Consider the following 17,136-nt stretch of genomic DNA (forward strand, 5'->3'; position numbering starts at 1 on the left):
CCTGGAGACCCGCATGCCTTCCATCGCATCCCCCGCCACCGGCGGTGCCCGCCGCCGCTGGATCCTCGGTGCCGCCGGCGCCGCCCTGGCCGCGCCCTGGGTGGCCGGCCGCGCGCAAGGCATCGGCGGCAAGCCCGTGACGCTGGTGGTCTCCTACCCCGCCGGCGGCGGCGCGGACCTGATGGCGCGCATCATCGCGCCGCGGCTGGGCGAAGCGCTGGGCCAGAACGTGGTGGTGGACAACAAGCCCGGCGCCAGCGGCCAGATCGCCGGCGCCTACGTGGCGCGTGCCACGCCGGACGGCAGCACGCTGCTGCTGGACGCCTCGTCGTTCGCGGTCAACCCCGCGCTCTATCCCAAGATGGCCTACGACACCGACAAGGCCTTCACGCCGCTGGCCGTGCTGGCCACCTTTCCCAACGTGCTGGTGTGCTCCGCGGGGTTCCAGGCGCGCAGCGTGCAGGACGTGATCGCGCTGGCCCGCGCCAAGCCGGGCGAAGTGGCCTATGCGTCGTCCGGCAACGGCTCGGCGCAGCACCTGGCGGGAGCGCTGTTCGAGGAGCGCGCCGGGGTGCGGCTGTCGCACATTCCCTACCGGGGCGGCGGCCCCGCGATGAACGATGTGATGGCGGGGCAGGTGCCGCTCTTTTTCGCCAACGTGGCCTCGGCGCTGGGCCACATCCGCTCCGGCAAGCTGCGCGCGCTGGCCGTGACGGCCGCGCTGCGGGCCCGTTCGCTGCCGGAGGTGCCCACCATGACCGAAGCGGGCGTGCGCAAGTACGAGGTGCTGGAATGGAACCCGGTGCTCGCCCCCGCCGGCTTGCCCGCCGCCACGCGCACGCGGCTGGTCGATGGCATCCGCAAGGCGCTGGGCGATGCCGAGGTGCTGGCGCGCATCCGCGCGCTGGGCGGCGATGTGTTCGCCGATGCATCGCAGGCCTCGGCCGGGGCCTTCATCCGGGCCCAGCAGGGGCAGTGGGCCCAGGTGGTGCGCGACCGCAACATCTCGGTCGGCTGAACCGATGCCGACGGACGGCGACCGCGCCCCTCACCCCGATGCCTGGGACGGAGCCGGTGCCTGCTGGGACGCGCACGTCCATGTGTTCGACGCCGATGCGCCGACGCAGCCCGGCCACTACCGCCCCGCGCACCACCCGCTGGAGCGCATCGAGGGGGTGGCTGCCGCGCACGGGGTGCGGCATCTGGTGCTGGTGCAGCCCAGCGTGTACGGCACCGACAACGCGGCGATGCTGCGCGCGCTGGCCGCGCGGCCCGGCCGGCACCGCGGCGTGGCCGTGATGGACGCGGCGGTGCCCGACGCGCTGCTGGACCGCATGCACGCGCTGGGCGTGCGGGGCGTGCGCTTCAACCGCGTCTCGCCGGTGGGCAACGGGCCCGAGGCGTTCCGCGCCCTGGCGCCGCGCCTGCGCGAGCGCGGCTGGCACGTGCAGTGGTATGCCGGCCCGGAGCATCTGGCGGAGATCGCGGCGCTGCACGCCGGCACCGGCGTGGCCTGCGTGCTCGACCACCTGGCGGGCCTGCATGCCGAGTTGCCGGCGGACGACGCAGCATGGAGCGCCCTCGCGGCACTGGCTGCGCAGGGCGCGTGGATCAAGCTGTCCGGCTGGTACCGGCTGCGCGCTCAGGCGCCCTACGGCGCGCTGCAGGAGACGGTCCGGCGCGTGGCCGACCTGGCGCCCGGGCGGCTGGTGTGGGGGTCGGACTGGCCGCACACGTCGTTCGCCGCCGACGCCATGCCGGCCTACGATTCGGTGTGGCAGCCGGTGGCGGAGGCGTTGGGCCCGGTCCGGGCCGACACGGTCCGGCAGAACGCCTCGCGGCTGTACGCCTGACGGAGGGACGCCTCGATGTGCTCTGGAAAATATCTTTTCAGTAGTGACTTAATACTGTTTCGATAGTAATATCCTTTCGTTGGCCATCCGGCCCATGACGAAAGGAAAACAATGCGCAAGACGAACAGGGGTATCGCCGTCGTGACGGGGGCGTCGTCGGGCATCGGGCTCGTGACCGCCCGGTCCCTGGTGCAGGCGGGCTACCAGGTCTTCGGCACCAGCCGCAAGGCACCCGCCGATCCGCCGGCCGGCGTCACGATGCTGGCCTGCGATGTGACCGACGAGGCGTTGGTCCAGCGCCTCGTGGACGAGGTGGCCAGGCGGGCGGGGCGAATCGATCTGGTCGTCAACAACGCCGGCGTGGGCCTGCTGGGCGGGGCCGAGGAATCCTCGATCGGGCAGGCGCAGCGCCTGTTCGACGTCAACGTCTTCGGCGTCGCCCGCGTCGTCAACGCGGTGCTGCCGCTCATGCGGGCCCAAAAGAGCGGCCGCATCATCAACATGAGCTCGATCCTGGGGCTGATTCCGGCGCCCTTCAACGCCTTCTACGCATCGACCAAGCACGCGATCGAGGGCTACTCGGAATCCCTCGACCACGAAGTGCGCCGGTTCGGCATCCGCGTGGTTCTGGTGGAGCCCGGCGTGACGCGCACGGCGTTCGAGGAAAACCTGTCGCGCGCCGACCGCCCCCTCGCGGACTATGCCGATGATCGCGCCCGCAGCGAAGCGCTCATGCGCCAATGGGTGGAGGCGGGCGATGCGCCGCAGATCGTCGCCGACGCCGTCGTGAAGGCCGCCACGGCCACCCGGCCCAAGCTGCGCTATTCGGCCGGCAAGCAGTCCACCCAGGTCCGCTCGCTGCGCCGCTATCTGCCCGAGGGCCTGGTCGACAAGACGCTGCGCAAGTTCAACGGCTTGCCGGCCTGAGCGCAGGGGGCGCGGGCGCTCTCCCTCGCATCCCCTTCCGGGTGCCGGCCAGGCCGCAGTGAGTGGGGGCTTCGCGGGCGTGGCGGGCTCGCCGTGGCAGGCCGCCGGCGGGTCGGAATGGCGCCGTTCGGGGCAGAATGGCGGCCCCGGCGCTTTCCTTGCCAGCCCATGCCCTCCCGCCCCCTGTCTTCCGATCCGAGCGCCCCGGGCCGCACCGGTCCTGCCGCGCCCGCGCCCCGCACGCTGCTGTGGGGCTCGGTGGCCGTGGCGCTGGTCACCATCGTGCTCAAGACGCTGGCCTGGCACCTCACCGGCTCGGTGGGGCTGCTGTCCGATGCGCTGGAGTCGTTCGTCAACCTGGCGGGCGCGGTGTTCGCGCTGGCCATGGTGACCGTGGCGCAGCGCCCGGCGGACGACGACCACCCCTACGGGCACCACAAGGCCGAGTATTTTTCTTCCGGGTTCGAGGGCATCCTGATCGTGGGGGCCTCCGCCGCCATCTTCTGGGCGGCGGCGCACCGGCTGTCCTCGCCGCAGCCGCTGGAGCAGGTCGGCTGGGGCCTGGCGCTGTCGGTGGTCAGCTCGGCGCTCAACGGCGGGCTGGCCTGGCTGATGTTCCGCTCCGCGCGCGTGCACCGGTCGGTGGCGCTGGAGGGCGATGCGCGCCACCTCGTCACCGATGTCTGGACCTCGGCGGGCGTGGTCGTCGGCATCGGCGCGGCGGGCGCGACCGGCTGGCTCTGGCTGGACCCGGTGGTGGCCATGGCCGTGGCGCTGAACATCCTGCGGGAAGGGGCGCACATGGTGTGGCGCGCCTCGCAAGGCCTGATGGACGCGGCCGTGGAGCCCGAGGCGCAGGCGGCCATCGACGCGGCGCTGCACGGTTTCTCGCAGGGTGCGCCGCAGGTGCGCTTCGACCACCTCATCACGCGCCAGGCCGGGCAGCGCCGCTTTGCCGGCCTGCACATGCACGTGCCCGCCGAGTGGAGCCTGGGGCGCGCCGCCCAGCTGCGCGGCGCCGTGGAGACCGCCCTGATGCGCGCCGTGCCCGGGCTGCGCGTGACCATCGAGCTGCTGCCCGTCGGGGTGGAGGCATTTCTGGAAGAACCGAAGGATTCCCCACCATGATGAGCGTGTTGCAGCGCGTGCGCGAAGCGCGCGTGGAAGTGGATGGCGAGGTGGTGGGCCGCATCGGCCCGGGCCTGCTGGTGCTGCTGTGCGCCGAGCGCGGCGACACCGATGCCGAGGCCTACCGGCTGCTGGCCAAGCTGCTCAAGCTGCGCGTGTTTACCGACGAGGCCGGCAAGATGAACCGCAGCGTGCAGGACGTGGGCGGCGGCCTGCTCGTCGTGAGCCAGTTCACGCTGGCCGCCGACACCTCCGGCGGCAACCGCCCGAGCTTCACCCAGGCGGCGCCGCCGGACGAGGGACGGCGGCTGTACGACCTGTTCGTGGCCCGGGCGCGGGCGCTGCACCCGGTGGTGGAGACCGGGCGCTTCGCGGCCGACATGCAGGTGCACCTGGTCAACGACGGGCCGGTCACCATTCCGCTGCGCATGGCGCCGGCGGATGGTTTGCTATCGAAATAATAGCTAAACAGGCAATCAATACCCCGGCATGGGGCTGTTTGGAGACCCCATCCGGCCTTTCAGCGGTGGGGAAGGCGCAGCCCGCGCCGTGGTCGGCTCAGCCCGCGTACGGGTCGTCGAAGCCCAGTTCCTGCAGGATGGCCGTCTCGTAGGCCTCCATCTCGTCGGCGTCCTCGGCGCTGGTTTCATGGTCCCAGCCCTGGGCGTGCAGCGTGCCGTGCACCAGCAGGTGGGCGTAGTGCGCGCGCAGGTCGCGGTTCTGCTCGCGCGCCTCGCGCGCCACCACGGGCGCGCACAGCACGAGGTCGGCCATCACCAGGGGCTCCTGCGCGTAGTCGAAGGTGAGCACGTTGGTGGCGTAGTCCTTGCGGCGGTACTCGCGGTTGAGGGCCTGGCCTTCTTCGGCATCGACGATGCGCACGGTGATCTCGGCGTCGCTGGACAGCGCGTGGCGGATGAAGCGCGCCGCGGCATGGCGGGGCAGGGCGGCGCGGTGTTCCTGCACCCCGGGAAAGCGCGCGAACTGCAGCGACAGGGTCAGATGGTTCAGGGTCATTTGGGCCTCTGGCGCATGTTCCACTAGGGCATTTTGCTATTAATTCAGGAGTTTCCTGCGCGGCTGCCCGCCGTGCGCTGGGCATCGTAGGCGTCCACGATGCGGGCGATGAGCGGGTGGCGCACCACGTCGGCGGTGGTGAACCGGGTGATCGCGATGCCCTTGACGCGCTTGAGCACCCGCTCGGCGTCGATCAGGCCGCTCATCGCGCCCTTGGGCAGGTCGATCTGGCTCACGTCGCCCGTCACCACCGCGCGGGCGCCGAAGCCGATGCGGGTGAGGAACATCTTCATCTGCTCGGGCGTGGTGTTCTGGGCCTCGTCCAGGATGATGAAGGCGTTGTTCAGCGTGCGCCCGCGCATGAAGGCCAGCGGCGCGATCTCCAGCGCGTTGCGCTCGAAGGCCTTCTGCACCTTCTCGTAGCCCATGAGGTCGTAGAGCGCGTCGTACAGCGGGCGCAGGTACGGATCCACCTTCTGCGTGAGGTCGCCGGGCAGGAAGCCCAGGCGCTCGCCGGCCTCGACCGCCGGGCGCGTCAGCACGATGCGCTGCACCGCGTTGCGCTCCAGGGCGTCCACCGCGCAGGCGACGGCCAGGTAGGTCTTGCCGGTGCCGGCCGGACCGATGCCGAAGGTGATGTCGTGGCTGGCGATGTTGTCCAGGTAGTTGATCTGCGTGGGGGTGCGCGCGCGCAGGTCGGCGCGGCGGGTGTTGAGCGTCACCGCGCCGTCACCGGGCGCCTCCAGCATGGCGCTGTCGCCGGCCAGCATGAGCTGCAGGTGCTCTTCGGCGATGGGCCGCTCGGCCATTTCGTACAGCGCCTGGAGCAGCTCCATCGCCTGGGTGGCCTTGGCCTTCGGCCCATCCACCTTGAACTGCTCGTGCCGGTGCGCGATGCTGACCGACAGCGCCGTCTCGATGGTGCGCAGGTTCGCATCGGCCGGGCCGCACAGGTGCGACAGCCGGTTGTTGTTGTGGGGGGTGAAGGTGTGTCGCAGGATCACGCGGATAATTCCGGTTGGATGGCCGCAACGGTGCGGCGAAGGACATCAATGATAGGCAAACTCACCGGCACGCTGCTGGAAAAGAACCCGCCAGAAGTGCTGCTGGACTGCCACGGCGTCGGCTACGAGGTGCAGGTGCCCATGAGCACCTTCTACAACCTGCCGCCCGTGGGGGAGCGCGTGGCCCTGCTCACCCAGTTCATTGTGCGCGAGGACGCGCAACTGCTCTACGGCTTTGCCACGGCGCCGGAGCGCCAGGCGTTCCGCGAACTCATCAAGATCTCCGGGGTGGGCCCGCGCACCGCGCTGTCCATCCTGAGCGGCATGGGCGTGTCCGACCTGGCGCAGGCCGTGTCCCTGCAGGAGGCGGGGCGCCTGGTGAAGGTGCCCGGCATCGGCAAGAAGACCGCCGAGCGCCTGCTGCTGGAGCTCAAGGGCAAGCTGGGGGCCGACATCGGCGCCCATGCGCACGCCACGAGCGACGCGCAGGCCGACATCCTGCAGGCCCTGCTGGCGCTGGGCTACAACGACAAGGAAGCCGCCGCCGCGCTGAAGGCGCTGCCCCAGGACGTGGGGGTGAGCGACGGGATCAAGCTGGCGCTCAAGGCGCTGGCCAAATAAATCAAAACAACGAGTCAGCAGGGAAGTGAAGCGAAACGGGGGGCACTGTGGACGCGCCGGCAGGCGGCGCGGCGCGGGTCCCGGTGGGTCAATCAACAGGGAGTCGACGGAAGATGGCACGAGGTAAATCAAAAGGGAAATGGATGGCGCGCACTGCTGCGCTGGCCGTGGTGGTTTCGCTGGTGGCCGGGTGCGGCGGCGGAAGTGAAACCGTTCTGGCGGGCGGCGCGACGCAGTCCGAGGTGCTTCAGGTCGGATCGGCGGTGCAGCCGGCCGACACCGATGCAGGGGTTTCCAGCACCAAGCAGCGGGCAGCCGGCCCGCAGGTGGAGGCGGCCCGCGTGGCCCTGCCCGCCTTCGTGCGCCCAAAGTCGTCGCAACTCCGGCGCGACGGCGCCCGCTGGGTGGGCGAGGCCCGCACCGTCGAAGCCACGGCCACGGCGGACAACCTGCAGCGGCTGCTGCAATGGGTCCCATTGGCCAACGGCGGCATGAAATCGGCCGTGAGCTTTACCTCCGAAGACGCGCAGGGCCTGCGCCTGGGGGTGCGGGTGAGGCAGATTCCCGACGAGGCCGTGGTGCGGGTCTATCGCCAGGACCGGCCTGCTGCCGTGTACGAAACCACCGGCCAGGCCATTCGCCAGACCATCGAGCGCAATATCGCGGCGGGCGACGCATCGGACAACGCACGCACGTGGTGGACCCCGAACTCCGGCGCGAACGAGGCCACGCTGGAGATCGAGCTGCCCGCTGGCGTGCCGGCCTCCGCGCTGGAGGTGGCCGTGCCGGCGCTGGCGCATCTTTTCGAAAACCTGTCCCTGCCGCAGGAAGGCGCCCAGACAACCAAGGCAGTCGGTGATGCCATCGCCTGCAACCTGGATGCCAGCTGCTTCGACGAATACGCTGCCCAGCGCGACGCCGTGGCGCGGATGCTGTTCGTGGACAAGGGCAAGGCCTATGTGTGCACCGGCACCCTGATCAACGACCGCGACGCCACGCGCACGCCGTATTTTCTGAGCGCCAACCATTGCATTGCCTCGCAGACCGTGGCGTCCACCTTGCAGACGGACTGGTTCTTCCACTCCGCGGCCTGCAACAGCGCCACGCTGTCGTCCCGCTCCACCGCGCGCACGGGCGGCGCTACGCTGCTGTATGCCAGCGCCGATACCGACACCGCCCTGCTGCGGCTGAACGAGGCGCCGCCCCCGGGTGCCGTGTTCGCCGCCTGGGACGCCAGCCCGCAAGCCGAATCGACGGCCGTGGTCGGCATCCACCATCCCCGGGGCGACCTGCAGAAGATCAGCACCGGCAGCATCATGGGCACGCTGGCCTGCACCAACGACACGGACGGCTCCATGCTGTGCGACTCCTCCACGGACGCCTCGGCCGGCTACTACGACGTCGGGTTCGACCGCGGCACGGTGGAGGACGGCAGCAGCGGATCGGCCATCTTCCATGGCGGCCGCGTGATCGGGACGCTGTACGGGTTCGCCTCCAGCGCCCAATGCTCGGTCGACGACGTGCGGGTGTACGGCCGCTTCGATCTGGCCTACCAGAAGGCGCTCAAGCAGTGGCTGTCGCCCCCGGTGAGCGTGCCGGTGGCCTGGCGGCATCCCGCCCGCGGATTCGGGGCATCGCACGGGCCGGCGGGCCACTCCGGCGATGGCCCCGCACCGTTCTGGCGAGAGCGGCTGGCCGCGCGGTAGTGGGCCGGGGAGCGCAACGGGGCCATGACGCGATGCCGCAACGCGGCGATGAAATCACCTGCCGGCAGCCACGGGGCTGTGGCACATTTTGCAATCCGGGGCGGCATGGGACCGCCCCGAACCGATGACAGGAGTTGTTCCATGCAGCTGGTAATGAGGCGAATTCGATCTTTGGCGGTTCTGGCGGTGGCCTCGGTGCTGGCTGCCTGCGGTGGCGGCAACGGCGGCGAGGCGGTGCAGTCCGCGGCCGCGCCGCAGGCCAGGGCACTGGTCTACAGCGTGGAGTCGCGCGAGCAGCCGGCTTCCGCCGTGCAGGACGTGGCGCGGGTCAAGGACCGCGCGGTCGGCGCGGCCATCGCACCCGCCCGCATCGCCCTCGGGCCGTTGGACCAGTCCAAGGAAGGGGCGGTCAGCGGCTTCGGCCCGCGCCAGGTCGGTAGCCCCCGCAGCATTGCCCAGACGGCCACGGCCAGCGCCACCTCGCAGCAGCTGCAGTGGACACCCACCGCCAGCGGCGGCCAGGTCGCCGCGCTCAGTTTCTCGGCCGACGGCGCGCACGGGCTGCGCCTGGGCGTGCTGGTGCGCCAGCTGCCCGGCAGCGCCGTGCTGCGCGTGTACAGCCAGGCCCGGCCCTCGGCGGTGTTCGAGATCGCCGGCCAGGAAGTGCTGCAGATCATCGAGCGCAATCAGGCGGCGGGCGATACCTCCGACGCCGGCCGCACCTGGTGGACGCCCGACACGGGCGGCGACGAGGCCACGCTGGAGATCGAGTTGCCATCCGGCACGCCCGCGAGCGCGATCGACCTGTCGGTGCCGCGCCTGTCGCACATCTACGACAACCTGTCGCTGCCCACGGCCGAAGAGCTGGAGCAGCAGACCAAGATCAACGAATCCGACGCCTGCAACCTCGATTCGACCTGCTATGACGATTACGCCGCCCAGCGCAACGCCGTGGCGCGGATGCTGTTCGTGTACCCCGACGGCAAGACGTACGTGTGCTCGGGCACGCTGCTGAACGACCGCGACGGCACCGGCACGCCCTACTTCATCTCGGCCAACCACTGCATTTCCACGCAGACAGTGGCGTCCACCCTGCGCACCGACTGGTTCTACCGCTCCCCCAGCTGCAACAGCCGCACGCTGTCGTCCGCCACCACGGCGCGCACCGGCGGCGCCACACTGCTGTACGCGACGGACAGCAGCGATACGTCGTTCCTGCGCCTAAACGAGGCCCCGCCCGCCGGCGCCGTGTTCGCCGCATGGAACGCCAATCCCCAGGGGCTGGGCGGCGCCGTCGTCGGCATCCACCACCCGAAGGGCGACCTGCAGAAGATCAGCTTCGGCAACCTGGCATCCCTCACCGCGTGCTCGTCCATCAGCGACACCAACTTCACGTGCAGCGGCACCAGCGGCAACTTCTACCGGGTGACGTGGAGCCAAGGCACGACCGAGGGCGGCAGCAGCGGCTCGGGCATCTTCTCCGGCGGCGCGCTGATCGGCACGCTCTACGGCGGCAGCGCCGTGTGCACCAACAAGGCCTCGTCGGACTACTACGGCCGCTTCGACGTGGCGTACAACGCGTCCATCAAGAACTGGCTGTCGCCGGCCACCAGCGCCAGCGGCCGCACCGCCGTGTACCGCTTCTTCAACAGCAGCACGGGCGCGCACTTCTTCACGGCGAGCGCGGGTGAGCGCGACTTCGTGATCAACACCTACCCGGCCTTCGCCTACGAAGGCGTGGCCTTCTACGCCTACGGCGGCGCCACCGCCGGCCAGAGCGCCGTGTACCGATTCTTCAACAAGAGCAACGGCGCGCACTTCTACACCATCGATGCGGGCGAACGCGACTTCGTGCGCGCCACCTACCCGTCGTTCGAGTACGAGGGCCCGATCTGGTATGCCCAGACCGGCGCCGGCAACGGCTCGACCGCGATGTACCGTTTCTTCAACAAGAGCAACGGCACGCACTTCTACACCATCAGCCAGGGAGAGCGCGACTTCGTGCAGGCCACCTATCCGGTGTACCAGTACGAAGGCCCCGTGTACTACGCCTGGACTTCCAATTGATCCGCAACGCATGAGTATCCAGACCGACGACTTCGCCCCCGCACCCGCCAAACGCGTGATCTCCGCCGCGCCGGCCTCCCCGCAGGAGGAAGCGCTGGAGCGGGCGCTGCGCCCCAAGCTGCTGCAGGAGTACGTCGGTCAGGCCAAGGCGCGCGAGCAGCTGGAGATCTTCATCGGCGCGGCGCGCAAGCGCGGCGAGGCGCTGGACCACGTGCTGCTGTTCGGGCCCCCGGGCCTGGGCAAGACCACGCTCAGCCACATCATTGCTGCCGAGCTGGGCGTGAACCTGCGCCAGACCTCCGGGCCCGTGCTGGAAAAGCCCAAGGACCTGGCCGCGCTGCTGACCAACCTGGAGCGCAACGACGTCCTGTTCATCGACGAGATCCACCGGCTCTCGCCCGTGGTGGAGGAAATCCTCTACCCCGCGCTGGAGGACTACCAGATCGACATCATGATCGGCGAGGGGCCCGCGGCGCGCAGCATCAAGCTGGACCTGCAGCCCTTCACCCTGGTGGGGGCGACCACCCGCGCCGGCATGCTCACCAACCCGCTGCGCGACCGCTTCGGCATTGTCGCGCGGCTGGAGTTCTACACCCCCGAGGAACTCTCGCGCATCGTCATGCGCAGCGCCGGGCTGCTCAACACGCCGATCCAGCCGGACGGGGGCTTCGAGATCGCGCGCCGATCGCGCGGCACGCCGCGCATCGCCAACCGCCTGCTGCGCCGGGTGCGCGACTACGCCGACGTGAAGGGCACGGGCCAGATCACGCTCGATATCGCCCAGCGCGCGCTCACCATGCTCGACGTGGACCCCCAGGGCTTCGACGTGATGGACCGCAAGCTGCTCGAGGCCGTGATCCACCGCTTCGACGGCGGTCCCGTGGGGCTGGACAACATCGCCGCGAGCATCGGCGAGGAGTCCGGCACCATCGAGGACGTGATCGAGCCCTACCTGATCCAGCAGGGCTACCTGCAGCGCACGCCGCGCGGGCGCGTGGCCACCCTGGCGGCCTATCGCCACCTGGGCGTGGCGCCATCCCGCAACCCTGCCGACCTGTTCGGCGGGCCACCGTCGGCGGCTTGACCCATCGCTCCCGAGCCCCTTGTTAAAACGCTCCTGCGGCTTCATCGCAGCAGCCAGATACGCGCGGGGGATCGGCGCGCGTTGCATTCTCGACGCCCCGTGAATTCTCGCTTGTCGCCCTGCGATTTCTGGTGTTTACTCCCTCTATCCGCCTTCGCTGCGAGATCGTCAAAAAGCATCGCTGCCAGGTGCGGATATTGATCGACAAACCTTTTTTGGGAGAGGGAAACTCACATGGATCCGATTCTGGGCCAGATCATTCTTTGGGCCGTGCCATGGGTTCCGCAGGGCTGGGCCCTGTGCGACGGCACACTGCTGTCAATCAATCAGAACCAGGCGCTCTACTCGCTGCTGGGCACCCGTTATGGCGGCGATGGCGTCAACACCTTCGGCTTGCCCGATCTGCGCAACCGGGTTCCGCTCGGTTCCCAGAACATGGTGACCATCGGTGGTACGAGCGGTGCCGCTACCGCGTCCACCAACGCCATTGGCGCTGCGATCCTGTCGCTCGCCAACCTGCCGGCCCACACCCATGGGGTGACGGTGGCTGCGGGCGGAACGGCCTCGGTGTCCATTCCAGCCGACGACACCACGGGCGATAACAACGTTCCTGGGCCGACTTTGATCGCCGGGAAGGCGACGGCGGGCAACAACACCGCCAAGGTGTACAGCTCCAAGTCCTCCACCACGACGCTCAAGCCTTTCGATGCACCCTTGACCCTGCCTGCCATCACTACGCAAGCGGCCGGCAGCGTCACGCCTACGCCCGTGCAGATGAACGTGCCCGTCACGGTCAGCACGCTGCAGCCCGGCATCACGCTGAACTTCATCATTGCCGTGAACGGCATCTATCCGTCGCGTCCCTGACCGCGGATGGGCAGGCAGCCGCCTGCCTGCCGCCATGGCCACCCGGGCGCAGTAAGCGCTTCGGTGGCGATGGCCGACGAGGCCGGGGCAACCCGGCCTTTTTCTTTCTTTTTGCGGACCGCCGCACAGGCGTCCGCCGGTGCTTCAGGTCAGGTCAACGCCCCCCGGGCATCCACCCGGATGATCCGCTCCACCACGCCGTGCGCCAGTCCGCCGCGCACACCGATCAAGAAGTCGTACAGGTTCACCGTCGGGTCACAATGGCCGGGAATGAGCCACAGCATGCGGCCCAGCGAGGGCAGCCGGGCCTTGTTGCCGTCGGCGTAGAGAATGCCGTGCTCGTCGCCGCCGTTGGCATAGCGCAGCGCCCGCTCGGGCGGCAGCATCGCCACGATCGGCAGGCCGGAGTCGATGGCGTGGCTCTTGTGGCCGGCATCGCACACCGCGTGCGTTTCCTGGCTGGAGATGACCTGGGTCTTGACGAACAGCGCATGCTCGAAGGCCGGCTGGGCCGGCTCGCGTTCGTTGCCGGCGTAGTCCGCGTCCATGAACAGGAACGAGCCCGCCTGCAGTTCGCCGTAGACGCCACTGGCGGCCTCGTGCACCAGCGTGCCGGTGCCCGCGCCGGTCACCAGCGGCACAGCAAGGCCGGCGGCGGTAATGAGGTCGCGCGTGTGGCGAGCGGCCTCCACCACGGCGGCGATGGCCTCCCGCCGGGCCTGGGCACCGCGCAGGTGCTGCGCGCGGCCATGGTAGGCATGCAGGCCCGCGAAACGCAGCCGGGCATGGCGCGCCACGGCCAGCGCCAGGGCCACGGCCGGTTCGCCGGGCGGTACGCCGCAGCGCCGCTGGCCCACGTCGATTTCCACGAACACATCGATGCCTGCATCGCTGGCGGTGACGGCCATGGCCTCGGCCAGGCGCTCGATGCCTTCCTCGCTGTCCACCGCCAGGGCCAGGCGCCCGCCGCGCAGCCCAAGTTGGTGCGCCAGGCGCGCCACGCGCAGCAGCTTGGCGGCGGCGATGACCTGGTTGCTGATGTACAGGTCGTTCACGCCGGCGGCGGCCAGCGCCTCGGCCTCGCTCACCTTCTGCACGCAGGCGCCCGTGGCACCGGCCTGCTGCAACAGCAGGGCGAGCTCGGCGCTCTTGTGCATCTTGGCATGGGGTCGCCAGCGCACCTGGTGCTTGCGCGCGAAGTCGGCCATGCGCTGGATGTTGCGTTCCATGGCGTCGAGATCGACGACGAGTGCAGGGGTGTCGATCAGGTCGACGCGCAGGCCGATGCTGGCGCGCAGGGATTCAGGAATGGGCTTCATCGCGCGTGGCGTCGTCCAGGTGCTGTGTGTCGGCCCAGCCGACCAGGGTGAGGCCGTCGCCGGTCCAGAGCAGGCGGTTGATGGCCGCGTTGGTGAGTTGCCAGGTGCGTGGGGCCTGCAGTTCCTGGCCGGTGGCGGCGCGGTACAGCACGTCCATCACGCCGCCGTGGGCGACCAGCACCACGAGTTCGCCGGGGTGGCGCTGCGCCAGCTGGTGGGTAGTGCCAAGGATGCGCTCGCGGAACACGATCAGCGACTCGCCCCCGTCGGGCACGAAGTGCGGATCGCGCTGGCGCCAGCGGCGGGCCTCCTCGGGCATTTCGGTCTCGATCTCGGCGAAGGTGCGGCCCTGGAGCTGGCCGAAGCTGCGCTCGCGCAAGCCGGGCTCGGCGATCAGCGGTGCGCCCGTGGTGTCGGCCACCGCCTGCGCGGTGGCATGGGCGCGCTGCAGGTCGCTGGCATAGATGGCGGCCACGGGCTCTCCGGCCAGGGCCTCGCCCACGCGGCGCGCCTGCCACAGGCCGGTGTGGTTGAGCGGAATGTCCAGATGGCCCTGGATGCGCGTGTCCACGTTCCAGGCGGTTTCTCCGTGGCGGATGGCGATGATGCGGGTGGCGTGCATGGCGTCGAGTTCGTCGATCAGGGGGCAGGCGGCGCCAGGGTGGTGCGCACCTGGCGCGGGCCCGCGGGGGGCTGCGGGAAACCGGTCAGGGCGGCGTCGAACAGGATGCCGAAGATGGCCGGGTCGCTGGTCCAGACGTCCTCGTGCACGGCGGAGGTCTCGTACACGATCTGCTGCGTGGCGGCGTCGCGCAGCACCAGGCTGGCCTCGCGGCGGTAGAGCGTGGGGGGGCGGTCCATCATCCAGCTGCCGCCCATGCCCCAGCCCCAGCGGCCGCCGTGGCCCCCGTAGCCGAGGCCCAGGCCCCAGCGGGGGTAGAACGGGTCGCCGTAGTAGGGCCAGTAGGCCGGCGTGGCATAGCTCGCCTGCGCGCCGACCTGCAGCACGAGCTGGGCGTTGGCGTCGTCGCGTTGCAGCCCCACGCGCGCCAGCGACTGCTGGGCCATGGCTTCGATGGGGGCGAACGATGCGGCGTGGGCCTGCTGCGAGGGCAGGCGCTCCAGTCGGTAGGTGGGTGGCGAGGGCAGGGCCGCCAGCGTCGAGTAGCTGTGCACCGCGCTGTCCACGGTGCGGGTGACGGCGCAGCCGCCGAGCATCAGGGCGGCCGTGGCCAGGGTGATGGAGAAAGCGCAGCGCAGGGTCTTCATGGGTGTCTCCGGAAAGGGGCCGTCATGGTGCGGTCAGCGCTGGCGATGATCGATGGGGTGTTCAGGACAGCTGGACCACCTGCACGCCCGGCAATCCGGGGGCGGCAGGGAAATCCTCGCGGTCGAACGCCTTGTCTCCGTCTTCGCTGGCGATGCCCGTCGCTTTCAGACCTTTGAAGTCGTGCAGTGTTCCATCGAGCAGGTGCGACGGCACGACGTTCTGCAGCGCGTTGAACATGTTTTCCACACGGCCGGGGAATTTTCTGTCCCATTCGCGCAGCATCTCGCCCATCTGCTTGCGCTGCAGGTTCTCCTGGCTGCCGCACAGGTTGCAGGGAATGATGGGAAAGTTGCGGTGCGCGGCCCAGCGCGCGGTGTCCTTCTCGGCCACGTAGGCCAGTGGGCGGATCACCACGTGTTTGCCGTCGTCGCTCACCAGCTTAGGGGGCATCGACTTGAGCTTGCCGCCGAAGAACATGTTGAGCAGCAGCGTCTGCAAAATGTCGTCGCGGTGGTGGCCCAGGGCGATCTTGGTGCAGCCCAGTTCGTCGGCCACGCGGTACAGGATGCCCCGGCGCAGCCGGCTGCACAGGCTGCAGGTGGTCTTGCCTTCGGGAATGAGGCGCTTGACGATGCTGTAGGTGTCTTCGTTCTCGATGTGGAACGGCACGCCCTGCGAGGCCAGGTACTCGGGCAGCACGTGTTCTGGAAAATCGGGCTGCTTCTGGTCGAGGTTCACCGCCACCAGGTCGAAGTGGATGGGCGCGCGCGCCTTGAGCTTGAGCAGGATGTCCAGCAGGACGTAGCTGTCCTTGCCGCCGGACATGCACACCATGACCTTGTCGCCCTCCTCGATCATCTGGTAGTCCACGATGGCCTTGCCCACCTCGCGGCACAGGCGTTTTTCCAGCTTGTGGGTTTCGCGCTCGATCTTCAGGCGGGCCGGCGCCGCAGCGGCCTCGGCGCTTGCTGCCGCATCGGGCGTGCCGAGGGGCTCGGGGGCGTCGGCGGTCCAGCCGGGCGTGGGGTCGTTGAGGATGGCATTCATGGGGTTCACCACTGTCCTGTCTCGCTGCGGATGGCCACTTCGCAGTCGTCAAAAATTTCCAATTTGGCGATCTTCACGCGCACGCCCAGCACGCCGGGCAGCAGCATGAGCCGGGCGCTGAGCTTGCCGATCAGCGTCTCCAGCAGGTTCACGTGCTCGGCCGTGCACTCGTCGATGATGATCTGGCGCACCTTGCGGTAGTCCAGCACGTGCAGGATGTCGTCGTCGGGGTGCAGGGGTTGCGTGCCCAGGTGCAGCTCGGCATCGACCTGGATGGGCTGCGGCGTGGTCATCTCGTGCGCGAGGATGCCCAGGTTGGCGTCGAAGCGCAAACCGGTGAGCGTGAGGATCTGGGTGCCTGCGGCGTTGTACATGGGGTATGGGAAGGAAAGGGGGAGGGCGGAGCCGGCTTGCGCTCACATCATCGAAAAGTCGCGCTCGAACCGCATCAGGTGCTGGCCGCCATCCACCAGCAGCGTGGTGCCGGTGATGGAGCGGTTTTCCAGCGCGAACTTCACGGTGGCGGCCACGTCGGCGGGCGTGGAAGACCGGCCCAGCGGGCTCAACGCGTGCAGCTGGCGGAATTTCTCGCCTTCCAGCAGGTGGCTGGTGAGGGTGAGGCCTGGCGCCACCCCCACCACCCGCACCCGGGGCGCGAGGGCCAGCGACAGCATGGTGCCGGCCGCCTCCAGCGCTGCCTTGGAGAGGGTGTAACTCAGGAAGTCGGGGTTCTGGTTCCAGAGCTTCTGGTCGAGCAGGTTGACCACGGCGCCGTGGATTTCGCCCTGGTCACCCCCATCGCCCGCAGCGGCTGCGGCCCGCTGTTCCAGATGCGCATGCAGGCCCTGGGCCAGCAGCACGGGCGCCGCGGTGTTGCTGCGCAAGTGCTGCTCCAGCGTGGAAAAGCCGAAGCTGGCGGCATCGTCGTGCTCGAAAAGCGAGGCACTGTTGACCACCGCATCCACCGCGCCGAAATGCTGCACCACGCGGGGCAGCAGGCCGCGCACGGCGGCCTCGTCCTGGAAATCGGCATCGAAATGGGCGCTGGCGCATGAAAATCGCCGGCATACCGCTACGGTTTCGATAGCATCCTGCTCGGAATGCCGATAGTGGACGGCCACCTGCCAGCCGCCGGCCGCCAGCGCGAGCGCGATGTCGCGGCCCAGGCGCTTGGCGGCGCCGGTCACCAGCACGGTGCGAGGACGGGAGGGGGAGGGCATCGGGGA

18 protein-coding genes are annotated in these 17,136 nt (G+C 69.6%); 10 read left to right on the forward strand and 8 right to left on the reverse strand.

What is annotated here, in order from left to right:
- The first annotated feature begins 13 nt into the window (after positions 1 to 13).
- The 5 genes from M5C96_RS03270 to dtd all read left to right on the forward strand — a co-directional run bounded on the left by M5C96_RS03270 (position 14) and on the right by dtd (position 4,369).
- On the forward strand, positions 14 to 1,018 hold the full coding sequence (locus tag M5C96_RS03270; protein WP_272567133.1) for a tripartite tricarboxylate transporter substrate binding protein: 1,005 nt from the start codon (positions 14 to 16) through the stop codon (positions 1,016 to 1,018).
- Positions 1,019 to 1,022: 4 nt separating this feature from the next.
- Positions 1,023 to 1,853, forward strand: a complete 831-nt coding sequence (locus M5C96_RS03275; protein WP_272567134.1) for an amidohydrolase family protein — start codon at positions 1,023 to 1,025, stop codon at positions 1,851 to 1,853.
- A 111-nt stretch (positions 1,854 to 1,964) separates the two neighbouring features.
- Positions 1,965 to 2,780, forward strand: a complete 816-nt coding sequence (locus M5C96_RS03280; protein ID WP_272567135.1) for an oxidoreductase — start codon at positions 1,965 to 1,967, stop codon at positions 2,778 to 2,780.
- Between the two features lie 168 nt (positions 2,781 to 2,948).
- Positions 2,949 to 3,908 (forward strand): cation diffusion facilitator family transporter, encoded by a 960-nt coding sequence (locus tag M5C96_RS03285; RefSeq protein WP_272567137.1) that lies wholly within the window; start codon positions 2,949 to 2,951, stop codon positions 3,906 to 3,908.
- Entirely contained in the window at positions 3,905 to 4,369 is a 465-nt protein-coding gene (gene dtd / locus M5C96_RS03290; protein WP_272567139.1) for a D-aminoacyl-tRNA deacylase, read from the forward strand. Before M5C96_RS03285 ends, dtd begins: the two co-directional genes overlap by 4 nt.
- A gap of 97 nt (positions 4,370 to 4,466) precedes the next feature.
- Here the strand turns inward: dtd and ybeY are convergent, their stop codons facing one another.
- A complete protein-coding gene (ybeY, locus tag M5C96_RS03295) occupies positions 4,467 to 4,925 on the reverse strand; it encodes an rRNA maturation RNase YbeY (protein ID WP_272567140.1) in 459 nt (152 codons plus the stop codon).
- Positions 4,926 to 4,969: 44 nt separating this feature from the next.
- Positions 4,970 to 5,929: a PhoH family protein gene (locus tag M5C96_RS03300; protein WP_272567141.1), complete on the reverse strand. Its 960-nt coding sequence runs from the start codon at positions 5,927 to 5,929 to the stop codon at positions 4,970 to 4,972.
- A 48-nt stretch (positions 5,930 to 5,977) separates the two neighbouring features.
- On the opposite strand from M5C96_RS03300, the gene ruvA reads away from it, so the two are divergent.
- The 5 genes from ruvA to M5C96_RS03325 all read left to right on the forward strand — a co-directional run bounded on the left by ruvA (position 5,978) and on the right by M5C96_RS03325 (position 12,274).
- Positions 5,978 to 6,550: a Holliday junction branch migration protein RuvA gene (gene ruvA, locus M5C96_RS03305; protein ID WP_272567143.1), complete on the forward strand. Its 573-nt coding sequence runs from the start codon at positions 5,978 to 5,980 to the stop codon at positions 6,548 to 6,550.
- 143 nt (positions 6,551 to 6,693) lie between these two features.
- On the forward strand, positions 6,694 to 8,256 hold the full coding sequence (locus M5C96_RS03310; RefSeq protein WP_272567145.1) for a trypsin-like serine peptidase: 1,563 nt from the start codon (positions 6,694 to 6,696) through the stop codon (positions 8,254 to 8,256).
- 141 nt (positions 8,257 to 8,397) lie between these two features.
- Positions 8,398 to 10,323, forward strand: a complete 1,926-nt coding sequence (locus tag M5C96_RS03315; RefSeq protein ID WP_272567147.1) for a trypsin-like peptidase domain-containing protein — start codon at positions 8,398 to 8,400, stop codon at positions 10,321 to 10,323.
- A gap of 10 nt (positions 10,324 to 10,333) precedes the next feature.
- Entirely contained in the window at positions 10,334 to 11,407 is a 1,074-nt protein-coding gene (gene ruvB, locus M5C96_RS03320; RefSeq protein ID WP_272567148.1) for a Holliday junction branch migration DNA helicase RuvB, read from the forward strand.
- A gap of 234 nt (positions 11,408 to 11,641) precedes the next feature.
- Positions 11,642 to 12,274, forward strand: a complete 633-nt coding sequence (locus M5C96_RS03325) for a phage tail protein (protein WP_272567150.1) — start codon at positions 11,642 to 11,644, stop codon at positions 12,272 to 12,274.
- A 149-nt stretch (positions 12,275 to 12,423) separates the two neighbouring features.
- Here M5C96_RS03325 and M5C96_RS03330 read toward each other — a convergent pair whose 3' ends face one another.
- From M5C96_RS03330 to M5C96_RS03355, 6 genes are all read right to left on the reverse strand, one after another.
- A complete protein-coding gene (locus tag M5C96_RS03330) occupies positions 12,424 to 13,593 on the reverse strand; it encodes a DSD1 family PLP-dependent enzyme (protein ID WP_272567151.1) in 1,170 nt (389 codons plus the stop codon).
- Positions 13,577 to 14,215 carry a histidine phosphatase family protein gene (locus M5C96_RS03335; protein ID WP_272567152.1) on the reverse strand — a complete coding sequence of 213 codons (639 nt, stop codon included), beginning with the start codon at positions 14,213 to 14,215 and terminating at the stop codon, positions 13,577 to 13,579. The genes M5C96_RS03330 and M5C96_RS03335 overlap by 17 nt, the downstream gene beginning before the upstream one ends.
- A 17-nt stretch (positions 14,216 to 14,232) precedes the next feature.
- Complete coding sequence (locus M5C96_RS03340) at positions 14,233 to 14,862, reverse strand: DUF4136 domain-containing protein (RefSeq protein ID WP_272567153.1); 630 nt, start codon at positions 14,860 to 14,862, stop codon at positions 14,233 to 14,235.
- 61 nt (positions 14,863 to 14,923) lie between these two features.
- Positions 14,924 to 15,910: a tRNA 2-thiocytidine(32) synthetase TtcA gene (gene ttcA, locus M5C96_RS03345; RefSeq protein ID WP_272567155.1), complete on the reverse strand. Its 987-nt coding sequence runs from the start codon at positions 15,908 to 15,910 to the stop codon at positions 14,924 to 14,926.
- 5 nt (positions 15,911 to 15,915) lie between these two features.
- Positions 15,916 to 16,284: a dihydroneopterin aldolase gene (locus tag M5C96_RS03350; RefSeq protein ID WP_272567157.1), complete on the reverse strand. Its 369-nt coding sequence runs from the start codon at positions 16,282 to 16,284 to the stop codon at positions 15,916 to 15,918.
- A gap of 42 nt (positions 16,285 to 16,326) precedes the next feature.
- The gene (locus tag M5C96_RS03355) at positions 16,327 to 17,130 is read right to left on the reverse strand and encodes an SDR family oxidoreductase (protein WP_272567158.1); all 804 of its coding nucleotides are present in this window, start codon (positions 17,128 to 17,130) and stop codon (positions 16,327 to 16,329) included.
- Between the last annotated feature and the right edge of the window lie 6 nt (positions 17,131 to 17,136).

It is taken from the genome of Acidovorax sp. GBBC 1281 (assembly GCF_028473645.1).
Taxonomy (GTDB): Bacteria; Pseudomonadota; Gammaproteobacteria; order Burkholderiales; family Burkholderiaceae_C; genus Paracidovorax.

Bases quoted from the DNA above. Each gene is read 5' to 3' on its own strand.
- M5C96_RS03270 (WP_272567133.1), top strand. From the start codon at position 14: ATGCCTTCCATCGCATCCCCCGCCACCGGCGGTGCCCGCCGCCGCTGG.
- M5C96_RS03275 (WP_272567134.1), top strand. From the start codon at position 1,023: ATGCCGACGGACGGCGACCGCGCCCCTCACCCCGATGCCTGGGACGGA.
- M5C96_RS03280 (WP_272567135.1), top strand. From the start codon at position 1,965: ATGCGCAAGACGAACAGGGGTATCGCCGTCGTGACGGGGGCGTCGTCG.
- M5C96_RS03285 (WP_272567137.1), top strand. From the start codon at position 2,949: ATGCCCTCCCGCCCCCTGTCTTCCGATCCGAGCGCCCCGGGCCGCACC.
- dtd (WP_272567139.1), top strand. From the start codon at position 3,905: ATGATGAGCGTGTTGCAGCGCGTGCGCGAAGCGCGCGTGGAAGTGGAT.
- ybeY (WP_272567140.1), bottom strand. From the start codon at position 4,925: ATGACCCTGAACCATCTGACCCTGTCGCTGCAGTTCGCGCGCTTTCCC.
- ruvA (WP_272567143.1), top strand. From the start codon at position 5,978: ATGATAGGCAAACTCACCGGCACGCTGCTGGAAAAGAACCCGCCAGAA.
- M5C96_RS03310 (WP_272567145.1), top strand. From the start codon at position 6,694: ATGGCGCGCACTGCTGCGCTGGCCGTGGTGGTTTCGCTGGTGGCCGGG.
- M5C96_RS03315 (WP_272567147.1), top strand. From the start codon at position 8,398: ATGCAGCTGGTAATGAGGCGAATTCGATCTTTGGCGGTTCTGGCGGTG.
- ruvB (WP_272567148.1), top strand. From the start codon at position 10,334: ATGAGTATCCAGACCGACGACTTCGCCCCCGCACCCGCCAAACGCGTG.
- M5C96_RS03325 (WP_272567150.1), top strand. From the start codon at position 11,642: ATGGATCCGATTCTGGGCCAGATCATTCTTTGGGCCGTGCCATGGGTT.
- M5C96_RS03330 (WP_272567151.1), bottom strand. From the start codon at position 13,593: ATGAAGCCCATTCCTGAATCCCTGCGCGCCAGCATCGGCCTGCGCGTC.
- M5C96_RS03335 (WP_272567152.1), bottom strand. From the start codon at position 14,215: ATGCACGCCACCCGCATCATCGCCATCCGCCACGGAGAAACCGCCTGG.
- M5C96_RS03340 (WP_272567153.1), bottom strand. From the start codon at position 14,862: ATGAAGACCCTGCGCTGCGCTTTCTCCATCACCCTGGCCACGGCCGCC.
- ttcA (WP_272567155.1), bottom strand. From the start codon at position 15,910: ATGAATGCCATCCTCAACGACCCCACGCCCGGCTGGACCGCCGACGCC.
- M5C96_RS03350 (WP_272567157.1), bottom strand. From the start codon at position 16,284: ATGTACAACGCCGCAGGCACCCAGATCCTCACGCTCACCGGTTTGCGC.
- M5C96_RS03355 (WP_272567158.1), bottom strand. From the start codon at position 17,130: ATGCCCTCCCCCTCCCGTCCTCGCACCGTGCTGGTGACCGGCGCCGCC.